The sequence below is a fragment of the Gimesia algae genome, from assembly GCF_007746795.1.
GTDB lineage: Bacteria > Planctomycetota > Planctomycetia > Planctomycetales > Planctomycetaceae > Gimesia > Gimesia algae.
This window is the reverse complement of the sequence record NZ_CP036343.1, coordinates 4,383,921-4,404,475: the sequence shown is the minus strand read 5'-3', so window position 1 is coordinate 4,404,475 and position 20,555 is coordinate 4,383,921. Positions and strand designations below refer to the sequence as shown.

Annotated in this window: 16 protein-coding genes and 1 tRNA gene; 2 read left to right on the top strand and 15 right to left on the bottom strand. The window is 48.2% G+C overall.

From position 1 onward, the window contains the following. Positions 1 to 170: 170 nt before the first annotated feature. A complete protein-coding gene (locus Pan161_RS30595) occupies positions 171 to 869 on the top strand; it encodes a MerR family transcriptional regulator (RefSeq protein ID WP_197995347.1) in 699 nt (232 codons plus the stop codon). Here the strand turns inward: Pan161_RS30595 and Pan161_RS16310 are convergent. From Pan161_RS16310 to Pan161_RS16240, 15 genes are all read right to left on the bottom strand, one after another. Continuing rightward, positions 843 to 2,102: a tyrosine-type recombinase/integrase gene (locus Pan161_RS16310; protein WP_145228654.1), complete on the bottom strand. Its 1,260-nt coding sequence runs from the start codon at positions 2,100 to 2,102 to the stop codon at positions 843 to 845. The two genes, Pan161_RS30595 and Pan161_RS16310, sit on opposite strands and share 27 nt — an antisense overlap. A 174-nt stretch (positions 2,103 to 2,276) precedes the next feature. Then, positions 2,277 to 2,361 (bottom strand) — tRNA-Leu (locus Pan161_RS16305). A gap of 118 nt (positions 2,362 to 2,479) precedes the next feature. Further along, the gene (locus Pan161_RS16300; RefSeq protein ID WP_145228653.1) at positions 2,480 to 3,265 is read right to left on the bottom strand and encodes a sensor histidine kinase; all 786 of its coding nucleotides are present in this window, start codon (positions 3,263 to 3,265) and stop codon (positions 2,480 to 2,482) included. A 655-nt stretch (positions 3,266 to 3,920) separates the two neighbouring features. Then, a complete protein-coding gene (locus tag Pan161_RS16295; protein ID WP_145228652.1) occupies positions 3,921 to 4,925 on the bottom strand; it encodes a glycosyltransferase in 1,005 nt (334 codons plus the stop codon). Between the two features lie 243 nt (positions 4,926 to 5,168). Then, positions 5,169 to 6,377, bottom strand: coding sequence for a hypothetical protein (locus Pan161_RS16290; protein WP_197995346.1), 1,209 nt, complete (start codon positions 6,375 to 6,377; stop codon positions 5,169 to 5,171). A 6-nt stretch (positions 6,378 to 6,383) separates the two neighbouring features. Further along, positions 6,384 to 7,658 (bottom strand): glycosyltransferase family 2 protein, encoded by a 1,275-nt coding sequence (locus Pan161_RS16285; RefSeq protein WP_145228651.1) that lies wholly within the window; start codon positions 7,656 to 7,658, stop codon positions 6,384 to 6,386. Further along, on the bottom strand, positions 7,655 to 8,239 hold the full coding sequence (locus Pan161_RS16280) for a serine O-acetyltransferase (protein ID WP_145228650.1): 585 nt from the start codon (positions 8,237 to 8,239) through the stop codon (positions 7,655 to 7,657). The genes Pan161_RS16285 and Pan161_RS16280 overlap by 4 nt, the downstream gene beginning before the upstream one ends. A gap of 48 nt (positions 8,240 to 8,287) precedes the next feature. Beyond that, positions 8,288 to 9,697, bottom strand: a complete 1,410-nt coding sequence (locus Pan161_RS16275) for a glycosyltransferase family protein (RefSeq protein WP_145228649.1) — start codon at positions 9,695 to 9,697, stop codon at positions 8,288 to 8,290. Between the two features lie 28 nt (positions 9,698 to 9,725). Next, positions 9,726 to 10,463 carry a polysaccharide deacetylase family protein gene (locus Pan161_RS16270; RefSeq protein WP_145228648.1) on the bottom strand — a complete coding sequence of 246 codons (738 nt, stop codon included), beginning with the start codon at positions 10,461 to 10,463 and terminating at the stop codon, positions 9,726 to 9,728. A gap of 10 nt (positions 10,464 to 10,473) precedes the next feature. After that, positions 10,474 to 11,724: a glycosyltransferase gene (locus Pan161_RS16265; protein WP_197995345.1), complete on the bottom strand. Its 1,251-nt coding sequence runs from the start codon at positions 11,722 to 11,724 to the stop codon at positions 10,474 to 10,476. A gap of 48 nt (positions 11,725 to 11,772) precedes the next feature. Next, on the bottom strand, positions 11,773 to 13,032 hold the full coding sequence (locus Pan161_RS16260) for a GNAT family N-acetyltransferase (RefSeq protein ID WP_145228646.1): 1,260 nt from the start codon (positions 13,030 to 13,032) through the stop codon (positions 11,773 to 11,775). Beyond that, the gene (locus Pan161_RS16255) at positions 13,017 to 14,189 is read right to left on the bottom strand and encodes a glycosyltransferase (RefSeq protein ID WP_232103276.1); all 1,173 of its coding nucleotides are present in this window, start codon (positions 14,187 to 14,189) and stop codon (positions 13,017 to 13,019) included. The genes Pan161_RS16260 and Pan161_RS16255 overlap by 16 nt, the downstream gene beginning before the upstream one ends. A 20-nt stretch (positions 14,190 to 14,209) precedes the next feature. After that, positions 14,210 to 15,379: a GNAT family N-acetyltransferase gene (locus tag Pan161_RS16250; RefSeq protein ID WP_197995344.1), complete on the bottom strand. Its 1,170-nt coding sequence runs from the start codon at positions 15,377 to 15,379 to the stop codon at positions 14,210 to 14,212. A 34-nt stretch (positions 15,380 to 15,413) separates the two neighbouring features. After that, complete coding sequence (locus Pan161_RS16245; RefSeq protein ID WP_145228644.1) at positions 15,414 to 16,922, bottom strand: oligosaccharide flippase family protein; 1,509 nt, start codon at positions 16,920 to 16,922, stop codon at positions 15,414 to 15,416. Positions 16,923 to 16,958: 36 nt separating this feature from the next. Continuing rightward, the gene (locus Pan161_RS16240; RefSeq protein WP_232103273.1) at positions 16,959 to 18,371 is read right to left on the bottom strand and encodes an O-antigen ligase family protein; all 1,413 of its coding nucleotides are present in this window, start codon (positions 18,369 to 18,371) and stop codon (positions 16,959 to 16,961) included. A 400-nt stretch (positions 18,372 to 18,771) separates the two neighbouring features. Between Pan161_RS16240 and Pan161_RS16235 the strand changes: the two genes are divergently transcribed. Beyond that, complete coding sequence (locus Pan161_RS16235) at positions 18,772 to 20,550, top strand: ABC transporter ATP-binding protein (RefSeq protein WP_145228642.1); 1,779 nt, start codon at positions 18,772 to 18,774, stop codon at positions 20,548 to 20,550. Positions 20,551 to 20,555: the final 5 nt, after the last annotated feature.

Here is a 20,555-nt window from a genome sequence, read left to right as displayed (position 1 = left end):
AAACTTCTACTTTACGATCATTTTTTTCGTGCGTAGAATAAGGATGGCACGGGAGCCGTGTCATAAAACAACCACACCCACGGCGAATTAGAGTCTTCGGCGCAGATGTCTGCGGCGCAGGCATGATTTTCGTGGGTTTTTATTTCAACAACAAACAATAGGAGATAAAAATGCAACAAGTGACCGCCAAGCAATACAGGCAGGCTTTTGAAAATGTGGAACCGGGTTCGCAACTGGATCTGGTCTTGCATAAGTGGAAGGGTTTCTCGCATACAGTAAAGTTAAACGGAGCTTGGAAGCTGGAAGGGTTCATCACGTGGTTTCAGCAAAACTACGAAATTTTAAGGGCGATTGAGCCATCGCTTGAACCAACAATGCCGCCACAGTGTCTTGACCCGGAATCAATAGCACGATTATTTCGGATACCGGTTGAAGAATTGGCTCCGTGGTTGTCCGTGGAGCAAACCCGTGACGAAGGTTTTACCGATGAGGACCGAACTCAACTGTGTATCATCAAGAAACTCGTGGAGGGGCACATTGCATCTGGACGAACGGAAGAACTTGTCGAGGCGGTAACTTTGGGACACAGAGAGCTTCTTGAACAATTTACCAATGTGACTAACAAGGTTGAAGATGTACAAGGTGAATTAGGCCAACACAAAACAGTCAAGGAATGGTATTCACCGAAAGAGGTCGCTGAACTTTTAGGAAAAGTTCCGTTTACTGTGCAAGAGTGGTGTCGCCTTGGTCGGGTAAATGCTCGCAAACGTCCTACAGGACGTGGGGATGCAAAAGAGTGGGAGATTTCACGAGAAGAAGTTGATCGGATAACCAATCATGGATTATTGCCCCGATCCACCAAATACTAATTCTATAGCAGATCGACGTTGTTGTGGGAAAAGATGCCGATAGCGACGACGCATTTCCTCGGTCTGATGTCCCATCCATTCATCAATGACCCGTTGATCGACACCTGCTGATGCAAGATTCGATGCAAAGGAATGGCGAAAAACATGGAAGCCTCGAATCTTCGACCAATCAATTCGAGCGAGTGTCTCTTTGAAGTGGTACTGTGCTTTGTGTTTTGACATCCCGAGTTCGTCTTCATCTAAGCCAGCAGAAATTTCTTCAGGATCGTCACATATTGTGAATTGTCCTCCGGGATGGTTCTCGAACCAGCACTTCATTATGTCATAAAGGAGTGGTGTCATATCTACATGACGGAAGGTGATATTTCGGTTTTTAACTTTCTTCTTTTCACGAATCTTGACAATCTTCGTATCGAAATCGAAATCCTCGATTCTTGATCGGAGAATTTCGCTACGGCGAGCACCGGTATGAGCTACGAACACGAACATCGGGTAAATGAATGAGAATGTGTTTAAGCTACGAATACCATCAAGGATCTTGCAGATTTCTTCTTTCTTTAGAAACAAGGATTCCCACAGCCGCTTGACCTGTTCCTCGGTCAATCCATTTCTGCTGATCTTCCTATCAATCTCACCTTTTGTCATAAAGGGTAGTTTTTCGGAGCGTTTCGGGAGATTGACGCCTTTGGTCGGATTCGTCCCGACGACGTATCCTCGTTGTGCAGCCCAATTCCATATAAGCTTGAAAGTGGTCAATTCTTTTGTGATAGTTTCTGGACTTATCAAAACTCCATTCCACTTGTCTTTTGATCTCGATGCAACGTAACTTTGCATCGTAGCTGTCGTAAAGGACTGTATTGGAATCGAACCTCGAAGGTGTTTCAAAAATAGGGCTTGATGTCGTTTTTCGCCTTTGAGAGTGTCCTTCTCCTTGGCTCCCAGAGGCATTTCATCGTTGTAGATTCTAATAAGTTCGTTTAGAGAACTGACCTTTGGTTTAATTGGCCTTCCAAGTTGTTTACCATCCGAAAGAATGAAATATGCGGGATCGACATCGTTGGGCATTTCGATCCGACCTCTTTCGATCAGGAGAATCGTCTCCTCGATTCGACCTCGGAACGCCTCGGCTTCATACTCGTGCGGAGTTTTCAAGGAGCGGTTGAACGAGCGACCGGCATAACGAAAACGGATGAAGTAATTTCCTGATTTAGAGTCTCGACGCAAATGTGCCATTTTGTAATCCCGTATTTGGAGTTTTGTCCACACGAGAATTATTGACACAGCGTGAGTTGAAGACAATCGGCGCAAAACCAATACAAGACCAATGGTGCGCCGGATTTGCGCCAGTTTTTTATTTGATAAAAAAAGAGGTTCTCACCAGATTGATGAAAACCCCTTTAATCGTAGTACCGGAGGTGGGACTCGAACCCACACGGGGTTTACCCCCACTGGATTTTGAATCCAGCGCGTCTGCCGATTCCGCCACTCCGGCCTGAGATTAAGATTATATAGTCTAACGCTTTAAGGAATTCAATGGAAATGCACGAAAATATCGCATTCCCTGCATGGTCAGTGAATGAATGCCGATTTTAAACCGCCTGCGTGCTGTTTCAGGCAGCTTCGATGGCGGCGGTAGACAGCGGGAACTTGAGCGTGAACGCCGTTCCTTTTCCCACGGCGCTTTCCACACGAATGCGGCCGTTATGCGCTTCCATGACTTCTTTCGCCAGTGAAAGTCCTAAGCCGGTTCCACCCTGACCGTTTTCGTCGGCTTCTTTAGTGGTAAAGAACTGATCAAAAATATGATGCAGCCGCTCTGAGGGAATACCGGCACCACTGTCGCGCACGATGACTTCTGCCACATTGGCTTCTGCGTTCAGCCGAACCGCGAGATCGAGTCGACCGCCTGCAGGCATTGCCTGACGGGCATTGACAATCAGATTGACAAGCACCTGTTGAATCTGGTTCGGATTGAGCACAACTTCTGGTTGGGCCTCGAAATGAGTGTGCAGATTGACACGGTTCATGGAGAGGTCTTTTTCGACCAGAGCAATGACGCTTTTTACCAGCACGACCAGATCGACCGGTTCCTGACGGCTTTCACTGCCACGGGCATAGGAGAGCATCCCGGTTGTGATTTTTGCAGCACGCTGGCCCGCTGAAAGAATTTTGTTAAATGCTTTCTCGCGGCGTTCTTCTTCTTTGTGTCGCAAACCCAGTTTGGCGTAGTTGATGACTGTGGTCAGGATGTTATTGAACTCGTGGGTAATTGAAGAAGCCAATGCGCCTACAGAACTCATTTTCTGTGCATGAATTAGCTGTTTCTGGTAGTCTTCGATTTGGGATTCCAGATCTTTAACCCGCTGTTCCAGTGATTCGATGGTTTGATTTGACATGAACCGCTTGCATCCTTGCCTGGCGATTTTGTGACTTATAGAAACAGCGTCTCACCGCTGATTCTGGAATATTTACTGATAGTTAAGATATCGGCGTCTTGGATACAGGACTTCAGATAGTCCCGAGAGACGCGTTCAATGCGTTTGGAGAAATAGTCAGCAGGATCCTGTTACTGAAAATAGATAGCATTGTGCAACTGGGAGAGATGGGGCCTGATGCGGGAAAACCTGCGATTGCTGCAGCCTGAACGATCACAGTTCCATTTCTGAATAGAACTTTTAGTTCAAGTAATTATCGGCGTTCTTTAATAGGCTGTAAGTCATTAAAGTGGAGTAGGATCGAGACGAAATACCATGCAACTCAATTCAAAAGATCTACTTCATTCGATGTGAGTTTCGATCGTGTTTCTGCCAATGCTTCCAGCCGGGAAACAGGTTTTGTCAGACAACTTCTGCATAGCAACATGCTAACAGATCCATGTGGAACACTTTGTGAAAAGAACCCAGGTTGCCACAAAGGTGAATAAGATGTCGCCGAAAATGGTTGAGTCGAGGCGATTGAAAATTCAGGATCGATCAGCTGAACTATCAGAGACAGCGTAAACTGCTGGCGTTCCTGTAAACGCTAGAATCATGATCGACAAATATACACGGACTAAGCAGCGATCCGTTCTTCTGCTGGGCCCTGATCATCCTGCTGATCCTGGATTTGCTTTTTCCTCGCGGCGGTCTGAATGCGGTAAGCAATTTCTTTGGCGATGGCCTGGTTGAATGATACCTGAAACTGATGAAAGGAGAACTGGGCGGCACAACACCAGCCGATCACTGGCTGACAGCGTTGTGGTCTGAGTTCCAGTTCGCGGATCGCACTGGCGAGAGAAGATACGGTTTGTTCTTCAAAATAAATTCCACTCCCCAGGCCATTCTGTTCGAAACAGATGACAGACCGGGCAGCTTCGCAATCAGAGTAAATTACGACAGGAGTGCCACAGCTTTGTGCCTCGATGGATGAAAGATCGAAATCGACATCGCGAGGACAGATCACAGCTGAACAGAGGCGGTACTGATCCCGCAGTTGCTGGTCTTCCAGTGGGCCCAGGAGTTCAATGAGTGGATGATCCTGCAGATCCTGGGGAAGTTCCTCAGCAGAGATTCCTCCTATAGAGAGGCTTTGTTCCAGTTCCTGGCAGACATTCACGACAAGTTGATCGGATTCTGTCCACTGGCCATCGACAACCAGCAGATAAAATTCACTTCTCTGTTCAAATCCGGAGCAGAAGAAATCGGTATCAACGGGGGGCTTGACAAACGACGTGAATCGATCCCGATTCTGATTCAGGAGCGTTTTAGTGGGAACAACAAATTCCACTTCAGTCATACTGTTAATGAGCTGTTGATTGAGGGGGAGTTGATTGCTGGAACGGGGTTCCAGGTAACACATGTGTAACTGATGCTCTTTACATTTGATCGAGGCAGCTGCATCCAGGCTGGTACTGATAATCAAATCAGAGTCAATTGAGTTGATATCCCGCGCAGGAGAAAACCCAGTACCAAAACGGGCAATCGTAGCGGAACGAGGCCAGATCTGATTCAGTGCTTCCCAAATACAGTACTCGATACGAGTATGTGATACGCCGGTATGCACTAATGTGACACTCATTTTGTTTCCTCCTTGAAACGTTGAGGAGTCAGTATGGATTTCTGTCGCGATCAGACCAGCAGTGCGCTTGCCGGTGTTTCGGTATCGAATGATAAGATAGGAAGTCTGAAGGAAGATTAATCGACCATATCACCTTCGCCGATGATCTTGACAAATCTTAATATTCTGGTCAATGCGAATTTGTTCAGAAAGAGGCATCCGCTGAAATCGTATGAAAAATAGAATGATAACATTCTTTATTTTCTATCGCAGCACACAGGAGTCTCCATATTGACCAGTGGGGCAGATGGCTGCGGGAATGGCTTCAAAATCAGGAACGATCGCTCCCTGTTCCGCCTGATGGATCAGGGCGGCCATTTCCCAGGCCGTGACATAATAATATTTCCACTCTGGATGCCGTTCCGCTTCTGCGCGGAGTTCTGTATGAAAAGCTTCTGTTTCCGGTCCCAACAGGGTCTCTATATTGCCCGGTTTGGCCCCATGGGTATGTAGTTTGATGAAACTCCAGTCGGGACGCCCGGTAACGTGCACATCTGCGGCCAGCCAGTGATGTAATCGATTGACTGTCGCGGGACGTCCCGCGTGTAGATCGGAATTTTCAATACGAGGCAGCAGTCCCCATTTTCGTTGACTCCAGTCGAGTCTTAATGGTCCCTGAATCATCAGCAGGCTGTCTGGCGCAGGTGTCTGGCCGACCTGGGCATGAACCCCCTGATTCTGTGATTTTCGTTCTCCAGGGCGGTTTTTTGCATAGTAAATGCTGTTGATGATCTCAGTCTGAGTATTACTGGGTGCAGAGGGCATCGTCAGGTCAGCGTAACAGCCGGTTTCCAGCAGAATTTCAATCTCATTGTCAACACCACACCAACGACCATCGGGGCGCGAATTGCAGAGTGCCCAGTTTCCATGAATGAAGCTGTAGAGAATCTCGCCTGTCTGTGGATCTTTTCTCAGCAGGCCATGTCGGTCAAAGAGGGTCTGACGAAATTCGTTCATTTTCAGCCGCAAACCATCCGCTGTGTCGTGATCATGATGTAAATGGATTTCCACATCCCCGTAGCCGTGTTTACACAGGGAAGCCAGACGATCCAGATACTCGGGCGCATACTGGTCCTGCGGGTAGAAGAATGTATGTTGTGGCACCTGTCCCCGTGAATCGCTAAATCGAGAGAATCGAGCCGGGTATTCTTCACACCAGCGATCGACGCGGGCAATCGCTTCCGATTTTGTGGGGTTACCCCATTCCGGCTCAAAGTGGTCACAGACCGCAATGAAAATATGTCGGGGTTGAGCCGGGCTGAAGGAGATCTTCTGTTTCTGTTGTTTGGAAAAAAAGTAAGCGGGAAGCCAGTACTGCATGTTCCGAGCCCGGATGGCCAGACAGACTCCGACAGCCAGACCGAGCAGTAAGGTGAAGCAGATTGTGATACAGGTAAATAGTAACGGGGACATAATGGTTCAGCTTTTTATAAAGGGGAGTGTATCAGCAGTCAGCGTTTCAGAGTCGCTGACGACGGGATCCGTTTCCGGGATCTCCTGATCGTTGACTGGTACTGAAGCAGGCAGGCTGCGTTCGGTCCGTTCCCAGATTCCACTTTGTCTGGTAAAGATCCAGCGAAACAGACCGATCCCGAGAGCCAGATTCATCTGAACGAACATACCGGGAACGCGGCAGAGTTTCACCAGGCGGTTACCACCTTTCAGTTTCATACCAACTATTGCAGAAGTATAAAACAGTAACTGTACCGCGAGTGTTGCCTGATATAGCGGTTGATTTAATAAAATCAGATTGCTCAGAAATGCCAGAGCCATGAAGACGGGGCAGAACCAGCGCAACAGTTTGTGTGACCAGAAGGCGAAGGCGATCGAGCCATAACGGGGATTCAAAAGTCCTTTCAAATGTTTCAGACTCTGGAACGCTCCGGTGCCGATACGAATGCGTCGTTTAAATTCGGCCTGAACGGAAGTAGCTGTCTCCTCGACTGCGAATGCTGTCGCGTCGTAGATCAGACGTCGTCCTGCCAGATGAACCCGCATGCCAATCAGAAAATCATCGATAATGGTATCTGGGGGAATGGGCTGGTAGAGCGATTTTCTCAATGCATAGAGAGCACCATTGACGCCCAGTACTGCGCCGAGACGGGTCTCACAATGCTTGAGAAAATTTTCGTATTTCCAGTACAGGCCATCTACGTTTTTACCGGTTTCTGCATCTTCCAGTATGAGTTGCCCGCAGACGCAGCCTGTTGATTCATCTGGGAAATGTCGCACGAGCTGCTTGATACACTGTGGATCCATGTTGGTGTTCGCATCTGAAAAAACCAGAATCTCTCCCGAAGCCAGGGGAACACAATCATTCAGAACCGAAGCTTTACCGCGACGTTGTTCAAACTGGATCAAACGAATCTGATCATCGCCGTAGGAGTTGACAAGCTCTCCCGTCAGGTCTTCATTTCCATCACAGCCAATCAGGATTTCCAGTTTGGATGTGGGATAATCAAGCCTGGCAAGGTTATTGAGTCGTTCGAGAATCACGGCTTCTTCGCGATATGCGGCGATGATAATCGAAACCTTCGGCAGAGCATTTGTATCGAGTGGTTTCCGTTCTGCTTTGACTTGTTGTCTGGATGATTTACGTGCCAGAAACCAGATCACCAGAGGGTAACCTATATAGGAAAAACCGATCAGAAACAGGGAGGTCCAGAACAGGCTGGCGATCAGAAGTGGGTTCATGCGGATGATCCTTTCTGGAGCTGCTTGTAAGGTAATTCAGCCTGATTCACTTCGATCTGTTTTATCGGCTGATTGTCGTTGTGAACTTTGATTACCTGCGCGGGAATGCCCCCAACGGTTGTGTGTGGGGCAACATCTTTTACAACGACAGCATTTGCACCGACTTTGGAATGCGATCCCAGTTGGATACCACCGATGATCTTGGCTCCTGCGCCAATGAAAATATCGGAGCCGAGTTCAGGTGAAGTATTGCGTTCTGCACCGATGGTGACCTGGTGTTCGAGCTTGATGTCGTCACCCGCTTTGACTGAGCCGTTGATCACGATTCCCTGACTGTGGATGATCACAAACCGTCTTCCAAAACTGGCGCCTCGACCAATGATGCACTGGCAGAAGATGGCATTGCATTTATTGGAAATCATGGAAAGCGGAAACAGTTTCCATGAATCAGACCATTGCATCAGTCGATACCACAGCATTGCCATCGTGCCATCCGTCAGGCAGGTCTTCAACAGGCTGCGATAGGTGATGCTCCCGTAGCACCATTCTGATTTTGCTTTCAGGTCTTCCCAGAACTTCATATTCTGCTCACTTCGTATTTATTGTATTGAGATACGATACCTAATCGATCAGACTGTGCTGTTCACCAGTTGGTTCAACAGATCTGCCAGTTGTCCTGCCTGATATTCCCGCTTGAACTGAACGACCTGTTCCGGCTGGGAGATACAGGCATCATGTGTTTCTGTGAGTCGTTCTGTTAACCAGGTTGCCATCCCGGGAATATTGTCTGCACGAAAATTGGATGCGGGCCAGAAACTGCCAAGGATATCTGCTGTCTCACCAGAAGGGGTAATCGACAGGATTTCCCGTTTTATCGCCAGATACTCAAACAGTTTAGCTGGAACGACACGGTGGGCTCCTTCGACATCGCTCAGCAGCAAACAGAGGGCGTCTGCATTTGCCATTTTTTTCAACGCTTCGTGATGCGCACAGTAATCTTCCGTAATTAAGGTGCAGGCTGTCTGTTTGATTCGCTCCAATAGAGCCTGTTGTTCTGGCGTTTTTCTGCCTATGAACTGCAGTTCCAGATTTTCAAGGATCTCAGGCTGTACTTGATGGACGGCTTCAATTGCATGAATCAGTGGTTCGACTGTTGTCAGATTCCAAAGTGTACCCGTATAGACGATTCGAAATCGCTTCTGTGCAGTACGGGAATGCGGTTTTCGCAGAGGTTCATCCAGGTGATCAAAGTCATCCATATCGAAGCCGTTGTAGATGCATTTGCCAATGGCGTCTGTACCAAAATGGTGTGCGCGGTCGAGAAGTCTTTGGGTGCTGGCTTTGGTCGTGGCGACGATGGCATCAGCGTGTTTCATGACCGATTTCTGTAAAGGGGTCTGGATCAGATGCGAAATGCGGTCCTGCTGATGATTTTCCAGGTACTTGCTGCTCAGGTCCCATTCGTCCCTGAAATCTACGGCTAACGGCAGCCCTGTGATTCGTTTCAGTTTGCTGGCAAGAATCAGATTAGAGTAGGGGGGGGCAGTTGCGAGAATGGCATCGTGATGCATTTCTTTCAGCAGTATTTTTCCCGCTTTGAGTGCATTGGGATACCACAGGATTTGAGAATCGGGCTGGAGTAACAGCCCGGCACCTGACCGGGCAATCTTGCGGCAGGCCGACTTCACAGGAGACAGTAGACTGGTTGATTGAGTATTCTGATTTTTATTGGCCATATTCTTTTTAAGAGAATAATCCGGTTCCCAGGTCCGGGCTTTGACCAGATTCGTCTCTTCCGGAATATCGACCAGCAGGCTGTTGTCAAATACGGGGACAGAGGGATTGGCTGCCATCAGCACACTCACATCCCAGCCGAATTTGCGCAGATATTTAACGAATTTTACCGGACGTTGTACGCCGGCTCCACCGACCGGTGGAAAATGATAGCTGACGAGCAGCAGCCGTTTTCGTGATCCTTCCGGAAATGTATTATCCCGGGAATCAGAAGTGTCGGTCGGCCGAGTGATAATTGTGGACATGGTGTTGTTGTTCTTTCAATATTCTATCTCAGGCGCAAGCCTGCTTTGTTCGCGTTGAGTGCTGTGTTTTTTTTTCAAGCCAGTGGCTGACTGCCAGCGACTGAATACGGGTGTGCTGGCATTCTGAGAGCTGCCGGACCGCTTCAATTGCGTAAGGGTGGTTGTCATGCATCAGGCAGAAATTTCCAGAAACGGGCTGGTAGTTCTGACACCAGCTAATGATTTCAGAGTTGTCGCTCATTAAATAATCACGGGGGTCGGTATCCCAGAGGACCACCGTACGTCGTTGACGCCAGAGTCCCAGTAGTTTGCCGAGATTCAGTTTGCCTTTCGGCGGACGAACCAGATTCGCTTTCCTGCCGGTGATCTGCTCCAGGATCTGATCAGTCTGCTGAATTTCATCAAGAAAGTCTCGTGTGGATGTCTGTGCCGGCTCAGAATGAGTTAACGTATGATTGCCGAGCTCATGTCCTTCTGAGACGATCCGTTCAATCAGTTGAGGATATTTCCGAGCCTTCTCCCCGATGACAAAAAACGTGGCTTGTTGCTCATGTTTTTGCAGGACGTCCAGCAGTTGAGGGGTGATTTCCAGGTGAGGACCATCATCGAAAGTGAAGGCAATATTGATGAGTGGTTTACTGTGTGTATTGCCGCAGTTGGCGTCAGGGGCCGAATCACATTGATTGACATCGCCGTGAACTATATACAGTTTCCGCGGGATCACTGCAGGTATTGTATTCTTGACGAACTGACGAATAACATTCATGGCGGCTTTTTCAGATCTGTTGTTTTGTTTTTTTGTCTTTACGCTGATAAGACGATCGTGTTTTCTGCAGTCCGGTCAGGCCAGCTGTGTAACGTGTACTGCAGTCAGACAAAATCTGGCTGATCTGTAATGACGATTCATGCCATGACACAGGTTTAAAATCCCGACTTTCAGGCAGAGCCGTAGATTCCATCATTTCCGAAAGCACCACAGCCAGTTCACTCGAATTATCAGCAGTCACCAGTCGATCACAGTCAGGGTCTGCGATCTCGGGAATTCCACCCACACGGCTGGCTACAAACGGTTTACCGCAGGAAATCGATTCCAGGAGTACGTTGGGAATCCCTTCTGAGAGACTGGGTAAGGCGATGATATCGGCTGCACGGTACCAGTCCACCAGTCGGTGTTGCTGTTGTGATCCCTTTAACTGGAAGAACTTCCTTAATCCCTTTTGTTCTATTTTTTGTAATAATGCTGATTCCAGAGAACCATTACCTAAAACATAGCACGTAAATTGAGTGCCCACTTTACTTATTTTCTCACAGGCATTCAGAAGTACCGAGTGTCCTTTAACCGGTTCCAGGCGTCCGACACTGACAATGATTTTTCGGTCCAGGGGGAGTCCCAGACGCTCACGAGCGGTCCGTTGATCGCCGGGACTGAACAGTTCCCAATCAACGCCACGGTAGACTGTATGGATTTTCTCCGGATGAACCTGTAGATTTAAGACCGCATTCACGATGTCTTTGCTGACGGTGATCACACCATCTGCCTGCTGAAGCACGTTTTGAATGGCACGTTTTCTGTTCCGATTTTGTGTGAGCAGCAGCACGTCACTGCCTCCGGTCATGACAACGACGGGAATACCATGCTCACGTGCTGCTTTGACAGCAACTTCACCATCAGGGTGTAACCAGTAAGACAAGATAATGTCAGGTTGAAAACTCGAGATGGTTCGCTGCAGACTCTGGTGCAGAGACCATGACAAAAACTGTCCATAATGCTGGTGCAGTATCTTCGGCGGATAGTAGAACCGCGGATACTCCATACTGAGTTGGCCAGTATTTTCAAAGGGCATCCACTTTCGATCCATCCGCTTTCTGTTTTTGATGACATGCGAAGCTTCATCAATCCAGGAGACCGGTGTGATGACATGTACGCGATGTAATTGGGAGAGCGATTCAATCATGGAGCGGTTGAACGTACCTTTCCCGGGATGTAACGGGTTAGGAAACACATTAGAAAGGAATAAAATTTTCATGGCAGGCCTGACTTCAGTAGATGTTACTCGTGTTGTTTTGATCATTCGTTAGCGACTGCCCAGCTTCCGATACCGTGATAACTGACGCAATGCGGTATAGACGCCGGAAGATTTAAGGACCTTTCTGGAAAACTGGTCAATCCAGCAGGATGATTTCAGATAACGGAGTAAGCATTTATTCCTCAACGAAGAAGGAAACAGGAGTACCGATCGACTTTGCGTCATTTCGGAACTGTAGCGTTGTTTGTACTCCGCATCACCAGTTCCAAAATCAAAAGTACGGGGTGTGTCGGATTCAATCAGGTCTTCCAGGATCAGTAACAGCAAGGTTTCTCCGGGGGAAATGCTGGCATAATCCAGATCGAAACCAAATTCCAAATCGTGGTAAACACCTCGATGCTGGCTGCCTATCTTGAACGCAATCGGTTTGTTTTTATCCAGGATGAGATACGAACGTAATGAGCCATTCAAAGCCAGGAACATCATTTCTTCCAGCTCTTTGTCGTCGTTTTTAATTCGCAATCCCAGACGTTGTGTTTGCCAGGTATTCAGAGAGATCTGGTGTGCTGATTCGAGAAACTCCGCGACCTGATCAGGACGCGTCACGCGGACCAGTTGCAGCTCAGAATTATCGCGTAATAATTTGCGATGTTTTCGGCGCGATTTGGAACGAAACTTGTTCCAATACTCAATCGGATTCTCTGGAAACTGAATCAGACTTCGCGGCTGAAAACCGGTATGGGAATAGGCTAAACAATGATCAGAAAGATGTTTCAGTGATTGATTTAGAGGATCATCGATCAGAATATCTTCCAGTAATAAAAATCTGACTGCGTTTTCGCTACAGAAAGAGATCGTTGCTTCCAGCAGGAATTTATGGAATGCCTGGTCATGCTGATAGTCTTCTGACATCAGAAATCTCTGGCCGGACAGGATGTATCCGCCTATCTGTCGGGGGGGACCGATTCCACGCAGTATTTTTGTACTTAAAGATTTGGGAAGCAGGACCGCTGCTGCAACAGATTGATTACCTTTACGACATAGCATGAAGTGACCGCTCTTAGATGTATGCTCATTCTGCAGCAGGGGAGAGATACGGAGCACATGATCGGGATGCTGATTGAGTTCGGAATGAGGATCTTTTTGAAACAGTTCCACCCAACTCTGATACAGTACAGATAGTGAGTGGAAATGACCGGGATCCAAGGTGTAGAAGTCAACCTGCAGGGATTGAAAACCAGTGTCGTCCTGATCTTCTTTGATGGTCCAGCATGCTTCATGTTGTTTCTGTATCAGATTTGTCTGCATGGCGATTGACCTTTTACAGAAGTGTTTAAAATATCGAGATACAGGCTTTCGTAATCCTTGATCATGGTGCGGATATTGAAATGCTGTTCAACTCGTTTGCGTGCCTGTTGGCCGGTTTCTGTCCACTGACTTTGGTTCTGGCACATCTGAATCATAGCCGATGCCAGAGATACAGGATCTGCAGACGGAACCAGTAATCCCGTTGTCGGTTGTTGTACTATTTCAGGATTTCCACCAACATGAGTAGCAACGATTGGCAAGCCAACTGACATGGCTTCCAATAGAGTGAGAGAAATACCTTCCGTCAGAGACGAGGAAACATAAAATCCTGCCTGGCTGAGCAATTGAGGAACATCGCTGCGCTCTCCCAGAAATTGAACCTGTGATTCCAGTTTCAAATCAGCGGTGATCCTTTGGAGTCTGGCTCGTTCGGGGCCGTCTCCTACGATGAGGAGTCGAAATTCGGGAATCTCCTGTACTACCTGGTGAACTGCGTGTAGCATGGTCGCGAGATCTTTCTCGGGTGAGAGTCGAGAAACGGTAATCGCGGTCAGTTTTTCAGCAGGGCCGGTAAAGACAAACCGGTCGACATCAATGCCATTCCAGATGCGAGTCACTTTTTTGTCATTCAGCCAGCCGATTTTCTTACAGCGCAAACTGGTGTCGTCTGAGACGGAGACAACGCGGTCAGCAAATCGACTGGCAATGGCAAATTGCATCCGTTCACTGAAAGTCTCTCCAAAACGTCTGCCGTGGCGAGTTTGAATCGTTACGGGAATCCGGGAACGATAAGCGGCCAGGCTGCCATAAAAGTGGGGGTAGGCATTGTGTGTATGCAACAGATCGTAGTCCCTCTGGTTCAGGAAGTCAGATAACTGCCTGATCTTATCGAGTTTACCTCGCGCTGTCAGAGGAAACTGTATGACCGGACATCCCATCTGTTGAATTTCTTCCGCCGGGGTTCCTGTTTCTCCCAGCGCAATAAACTCCAGTTCAAACTGGTCTCGATTATGATAGCGGGCAAAATCGACCAGCAGGCGTTCCAGACCTCCCGTGCACAGCGTCAGGCTTAAGTGGCAGACGCGCAACCGTTTACCTGAAGGCACATCCCGGTTTGCAATGTCGACTGTATTAATGGCTTCGATTGTACTCATCATGTTCTATCCATTGAGTCAAATTATTCCTGATCTGATTTGCGAATCAGGTTCATGGTATGTTTGATTTTTCTTAATGCATTGAGTGCAGTAAACTTCCAGCGGGGACGCTGGATGTGAGCCCAGGTCAGGTAACTGTGGTGCGTACTCATTTTCTGTTTGTGGTGACTGTTGCCTGCGAGAAAATCATAGGCATCAAATCCGCGCTGGAAGCATTCTTCGATACACAGGTAATCTGTGATTACTCCCGGACTGAGTTTACCGCGATATTCAGCAGAACCACCCTGGTAACAGAGCACACGATTCCGATCGATCAGGACCTGGACACAACCAATGACTTCGTCTTCAATCTTGACGCGAAACAGTCCCATCTGACCGGTGGGAATCATTTTCTGGATCAGCGCTTGATGAAAGCGGGTAAATCGTTCACTGGCATAGGAGCCGGGTTGACCTTCTTTCTGCCAGCGGGTCTGATGCAAACAGACCAGGTCTGCGAAAATGGATTCTGCCTGTTCAATGGTTTCTGCCCATTCCGTTGTCAGGTTTCCGTATGTCTTCATGTTCTTGCGTAAGTTTTTCCGGGTGGAATAGCCAAAACCGGAAATTACATCCCGTTTTTCTTCACGAATCAATTCCAGATCGAAATAGCGACTTTCAATTTTTCGGACTGATGTTTCCGGAATTGAGAGGTCCCATTCTTCGAGCTCGGCACTGGCGAAGCCATCAAAGTACAGGGAATCCCATGTCTGGTTATCGGAAAGCAGTTCAACCAGTGCATTCATGAATGCTGACTGGTCGGCGGGTTGAATTAATAGCGAGTTGTATTCCACACAGACACTGTCTGCTGCTGGTTCTCCAGCAGTTCCCAGGTGCAGGGTCTGAATGGGAAGCGGACCATCAAACTGTTCGACACCCTCAGTTAAGAGGCAGATACCACAGGGAGTGTTATTCCGAGAGGCAATCACAAAAGAATAGGGTTGCAGATCGCCATACTGTTCGATCCAGGTTTCTGTCCAGACTGAGGAACACATCAGTGGAACGGCGTCAAATTGTGCTTCCAGGGTTTGCCAGATTTGCAGGCAGTCCTGTGTCTGGTCTTTGTCACGTATATGCAGAGTCAGCGTATCGGAGCCGGATGTTCGAGCTTCAGTATTCTGGTTGATTTCTTGATCAGGGCAATTGATAGTGGTCATGTTAATGCTCATCGTATTTTAAATATCTAAAGGACTAAGAATTAATCGATTCAGGAACAGAGCGGTGTAGCAGCAAAGTCCCTTTTTCAATGATCAGCCAGGTGCCCAGCAGAAAGGCACCCCCTCCGGCGGCAACGCCCACCAGAATGGTCCAGGAATTACGAATTTCAAAAAAGTGTGGTAAGAAGTAGGAATAGCCCAACAGCACCAGCAGTGGTGCCAGGCTGGGAGCAATCGCTGTTCGCAGCAGTTGACCGGTAGTGATATTCAGTTTCTTCATCGCATAAGGCAGGGTGATTCCCAGCTCTGCAACAATAATCGGGATTGCCGTTCCCAATGCGACGCCGATGAGACCCAGTGACTGGATCAGAATCAACGACAAGATCAGATTGGCTACAGCTTCACTGATATAAATCAGAGAAGGAACTTTGACATGTCCCATTCCGTACAGAACCGAACGGAACGTTGTAACCGGTAAGGCAACGATGCGGGCTCCCAGTAAAATCATCAGAATGACATGGCTTTCCGGGTATCCCGTTCCGATCCAGGTATTGATCAGGGTGGTACCATAGAAGCAGACGCCGATAAAAAATCCGGTGACGAGCAGAAAGGAGAGTGAAACACCATTCAGGACCAGTTTCTGCAATGCACGAAGATCTCCATGGGCGTGTAGTTCTCCTGCGCGAGGCATAAAGACTTTTCCGATTTGTGCAATTGGCATGTTGATAAATTGAGTGAGTCGCAGCGCGATGTAGTAGGGGACGATCATGGCTGGACTGAAAAAGATTCCGATCAGAATCGAATCGGTTGCTTCAATCAGTGTCCAGGCAATGGCATCGATAAATGCGAAGCCGCTGAATGAGCCACACTCTTTGAGGATGCTCCAGTCCAGGTACTTACGACCAATGCGAAACGTCTTGACCTGGCGGAATGCAAAATAACACTGACCGATATTTTCAACGATAGTGACTGTGAAGAAAATCAGGGCAATGGTCAGCAGCCCCCATTCCGCTTTCAGGAACATCAATGTCAGCGCCAGTCGCAGCAGAGCACCGGTCAGATTAACGCCGCGCTCAATGTCAAACCGTTGGATGCCCATCAGGATACCACCAAACACACTGCCTGCCATGCCGACAAAAACATTCAGTCCCAGAATCAGAATGACCATCCTGATTTCGTATAAGGAGATTGTGCCCCAGTCGCTTAAGTGGGGTGCCAGCCAGGCGATGATTCCTGCCGTTAATAAGGCCAGACTGCCCATTCCCAGGTAGATGACAAAAATTACATTGGATACATGATTCAGACGATCCCAGTCCTGCCTGGCATGATAGTGTGCAACGTAGCGGCTGATCGTCTGACCAAACCCCAGGTAGAGGAGACCAGAATATCCGGCAATGGCATTGATAAAGATCCAGCTACCGTACTGTGCATCCCCGAGGATATGCAGGACGTAAGGCATCAGGAATACGCCGATTACCAGACTCACTCCATGACTGAGCCATGTCGCACATAAATTTGTTTTGACTGATCGACGTTGATTCATCGTTTTACTTTCAGTGTACTACCACTGCATGAAATATTAATGGGCAAAAATACGTACAAAAATAAGGAACGCAATGAGCATTCCCATGCTCACTCCGATCAGATAAATCACATGTTGTTTATTCCAGTAGACCAGTGGAGTCGGCCTGGCCAGGCTGGCTCCTGCCAGATTGAGATACGCTGCGCAAACTCCGACCACCATGTATGTGGGAACAACATAGCAGCGCGATAACGACATCATCCCGCCACACCAGGCTGCCAGGATCGCCGAAACATAGGGTAAGAGCCGTTCCAGTTCCCGACTACGGAAAATGGGTCTACCGAGACTCTTACTTTGAAATTGTGCCAGGCGATACAAACCCAGGGCAGCAAAGAAAAAGCAGCCGATGAAAAATGTACCTCCAAACAGACCCAGTTCGGTAAAAGCGTGCACGAACGAGTTATGGGCTGCCAATCCTGCCAGATCGGAATACTGCCCTTCGCCGATACCAAACAGCAGGTCCGGAGATTTGAGAGCCGAAAGGCCTTCCCGCCACAATAGAATTCGGTCATGTCCGGTACCGGAATTCAGGTCAATGTTTCCCTGTCGACCAGCCAGAATGGTTACCCCGGCCATGCCAACCACAGCGCAGGCAATCGCTGCTTTTTTACCATACTTGGGTAAAACAAAAACCATGCCGGCAATTCCGAGTGTCAACAGTCCTCCGCGGGAACGGGTATAGATCAAGCCGATTCCCAGAATGATCATGCTGACGATCCACAAAAAACGCAGCGGGTTTGCTGCAGGATCATTAAAAAAGTACCAGCAGAGGATGCCTGTCGTCACGATCAATACGGACAGGTCGTTCGGATCCTGAAAGATCCCGGTACCTCGCATGCGGAACACACGAATTACTTCTCCTGCATCAGAAACTCCATCGCGGTCACTGACGTGTTTGATAAATTCAAAATCGAAAATTCCCACATAATCAATCACACACAGCAGGATCATGACAGACGATGAAATGGCAATCGTTTTCAAAAGGCCTTTTAATCGCTGAGGGGAGTCGATGATACAAATCAACAACAGATAATACATCAACGTTTTCAGGAACATGACGGTTGATGTGTGGATGCCATAGAAATACATGTGTGAAGCATGTGACATGGCAACGGCGACCAGGACTCCGATGACACACAGAGTAATCGGTTGCCGTTTTAACATCGGTAGTTTGACTGTTCGCTTGATTTGATCAAGGGATAAGAAAAATGATAACAGGATCAAGACTTCATAGATGGGCAGATTGGCTAGAGCGGGAATCAGCTCTGCCGGTCTCAGGAATAAGGTAACATTCACCAGCAGAAACAGGATATAAGCGTTTTTGGGGGCCGAAGAACCGCCCATAATCGAAAGCGGAACAGGTTGCCGCCTCCTCTGCGAACCGTTTCTGGAGCGCGCAGGTTGTTCCATGGCTGTTACAGGTGCTATAACAGTTTGTTGAACAGCTGCAGGATCAGAATAAGTTTCATTTGTCATAAATAATCGATAAAGCAGAAACACTTGAAGTCTGAAATGTGGGCCATTTCCGGATTTAACCCTTCAATAATCTCAGAATGCAGATTGATGCATTTTTAAAACGATAGTTCAGGAACCGGATGCGCGTGGTGGGAAATAAGTGTTTCTCGTCCATTCTCGACCAGAAATATTGTCATAACCGGCATGATGCATCACAGGGAAATGAGGCGAGTCGATTTGAGTTTAGAAGCCATCACACATGATCAATTGAATTGATTGCGTCTTCCCGTTATCTTCTCTGTCCTCGTGTATACGCTTAACATTGAGGTTTTCCGTTCAAGTATAGAGATGAGTGATGGCGACGCTGATTGAAATATCAAATGTGACAAAGAGTTATGGTGCTCAGGAACTTCTGAAAGAGGCATCGATTGCGCTCGCGGATGAGCAGAAAATTGGCTTCATTGGCCGAAACGGTGCCGGGAAATCCACTTTGTTGAGGATCCTGTTGGAAGAAGAATCGGTCGACAGTGGACAAATCGTCCGTCATCCTGATCTCCGGGTAGGCTATCTCAGGCAGCATGATCCGTTTCACGCTGGCGAAAGTGCACTGGATTTTCTAATGCGCGACAGTGGTCAACCCGACTGGCGTTGTGGTGCGGTTGCTGGTGAATTCGAATTGAAAGGCCGCTTTCTGAATGGTCCCGTCAAAGAACTTTCCGGTGGTTGGCAGACCCGGGTTAAACTGGCGGCTTTATTGCTGCATGACCCGAATTTTCTGATGCTGGACGAACCCACCAACTTTCTTGACCTGCGCACACAGCTGCTGTTGGAAGATTTTTTGAAAGATTACCGGGGCGCAGTGCTCGTCGTTTCTCACGATCGGACCTTCCTCAAGGCAATCTGTAATCAGACGCTGGAACTCAAACGGGGGAAACTGACCCTGTATAATGGGCATGTGGATCAGTATCTGGAGAATCAGGAAATCCTCAAAGAGCGTGATGAACGAACCAATGCGACGGTACTGGCAAAACGTCGTCAATTGGAAACTTTCATTGCAAAAAACAAGGCAGGCGCCAATACTGCTTCACAGGCACGCAGTAAAGAAAAACAGCTGGCGCGACTGACTCTGACCGAGATCGAGGGAGCAGAATCGACAGTCAACATCATCATTCCTCAAACAGAGAAGCGACAGGGAATTGCATTAATCTGCGATGATCTGGCAATCGGTTATCCCAAGAACCGTGTTGCCGACAATATTAATCTGGAGATTGAGCATGGTTCACGGGCGGCGATTGTAGGCGATAACGGACAGGGAAAAACGACCTTCCTGCGCTCCATTACCGGTTCGCTCAAACCATTAGACGGCAGTCTTAAATGGGGCTATCACTGTAATGTCGCCTGTTACGCACAGCATGTCTATACGTCATTGCCCCCGGAGCAGACGATTCGTGACTACCTGGAATTAGAGTCGGCTCCCGGGACGACGAATCAGCAGATTCTGGCGGTCGCAGGCAGCTTCCTGTTCAAGGAACAGGCTTTGGATAAACCCATTAAAGTTCTCAGTGGGGGTGAGCGGGCGCGTTTGTGTCTGGCGGGAATTCTGCTGGGCAACTACTCCATATTGATTCTGGACGAACCAGGTAACCATCTCGATGTCGAAACAGTGGAAGCCTTAGGAAATGCGTTGGTGAAATTTCAGGGGACGGTGATATTCACCAGCCACGATCGCCACTTTATGAGTAAAGTGGCCACCGATGTCATTGAAGTGGTAAACGGTACGGTGAAAAGCTATGAAGGCGATTACGACGCCTATCTTTATCGTGTGAAGAAAGAAGTGGCTGAGGGACACCGCGAGCAGAATCAGGCTTCGATTGCCAAACAGGAAGAAAAAAATGTGGCACCTCGCGAAAAAGGTCTGGGCGGTAAAATCAAAAACGCCCGGAAAGAACTTTCTGCTATCGAACGCAAAATAGCCCAACTCGATGAGCAGCGGAACGAGATCAACAAGAAATTCCTGAAAGCGACGAGCCCTGAACAGGCACAGGAACTCCATGATGAAATGCAGCCGCTGGTCGAAGAGATCGGAGAACTGGAAGTCCGCTGGATGGAACTTTATGAATTTCTGGAACAGTAAGCGAA

Coding starts and splice junctions, on each gene's coding strand:
- Pan161_RS16280 (WP_145228650.1), bottom strand. CDS start 8,239: ATGAAGTTCTGGGAAGACCTGAAAGCAAAATCAGAATGGTGCTACGGG.
- Pan161_RS30595 (WP_197995347.1), top strand. CDS start 171: ATGCAACAAGTGACCGCCAAGCAATACAGGCAGGCTTTTGAAAATGTG.
- Pan161_RS16285 (WP_145228651.1), bottom strand. CDS start 7,658: ATGAACCCACTTCTGATCGCCAGCCTGTTCTGGACCTCCCTGTTTCTG.
- Pan161_RS16255 (WP_232103276.1), bottom strand. CDS start 14,189: ATGATGAGTACAATCGAAGCCATTAATACAGTCGACATTGCAAACCGG.
- Pan161_RS16275 (WP_145228649.1), bottom strand. CDS start 9,697: ATGTCCACAATTATCACTCGGCCGACCGACACTTCTGATTCCCGGGAT.
- Pan161_RS16260 (WP_145228646.1), bottom strand. CDS start 13,032: ATGCAGACAAATCTGATACAGAAACAACATGAAGCATGCTGGACCATC.
- Pan161_RS16265 (WP_197995345.1), bottom strand. CDS start 11,724: ATGAAAATTTTATTCCTTTCTAATGTGTTTCCTAACCCGTTACATCCC.
- Pan161_RS16290 (WP_197995346.1), bottom strand. CDS start 6,377: ATGTCCCCGTTACTATTTACCTGTATCACAATCTGCTTCACCTTACTG.
- Pan161_RS16240 (WP_232103273.1), bottom strand. CDS start 18,371: ATGGAACAACCTGCGCGCTCCAGAAACGGTTCGCAGAGGAGGCGGCAA.
- Pan161_RS16310 (WP_145228654.1), bottom strand. CDS start 2,102: ATGGCACATTTGCGTCGAGACTCTAAATCAGGAAATTACTTCATCCGT.
- Pan161_RS16235 (WP_145228642.1), top strand. CDS start 18,772: ATGGCGACGCTGATTGAAATATCAAATGTGACAAAGAGTTATGGTGCT.
- Pan161_RS16245 (WP_145228644.1), bottom strand. CDS start 16,922: ATGAATCAACGTCGATCAGTCAAAACAAATTTATGTGCGACATGGCTC.
- Pan161_RS16270 (WP_145228648.1), bottom strand. CDS start 10,463: ATGAATGTTATTCGTCAGTTCGTCAAGAATACAATACCTGCAGTGATC.
- Pan161_RS16250 (WP_197995344.1), bottom strand. CDS start 15,379: ATGACCACTATCAATTGCCCTGATCAAGAAATCAACCAGAATACTGAA.
- Pan161_RS16300 (WP_145228653.1), bottom strand. CDS start 3,265: ATGTCAAATCAAACCATCGAATCACTGGAACAGCGGGTTAAAGATCTG.
- Pan161_RS16295 (WP_145228652.1), bottom strand. CDS start 4,925: ATGAGTGTCACATTAGTGCATACCGGCGTATCACATACTCGTATCGAG.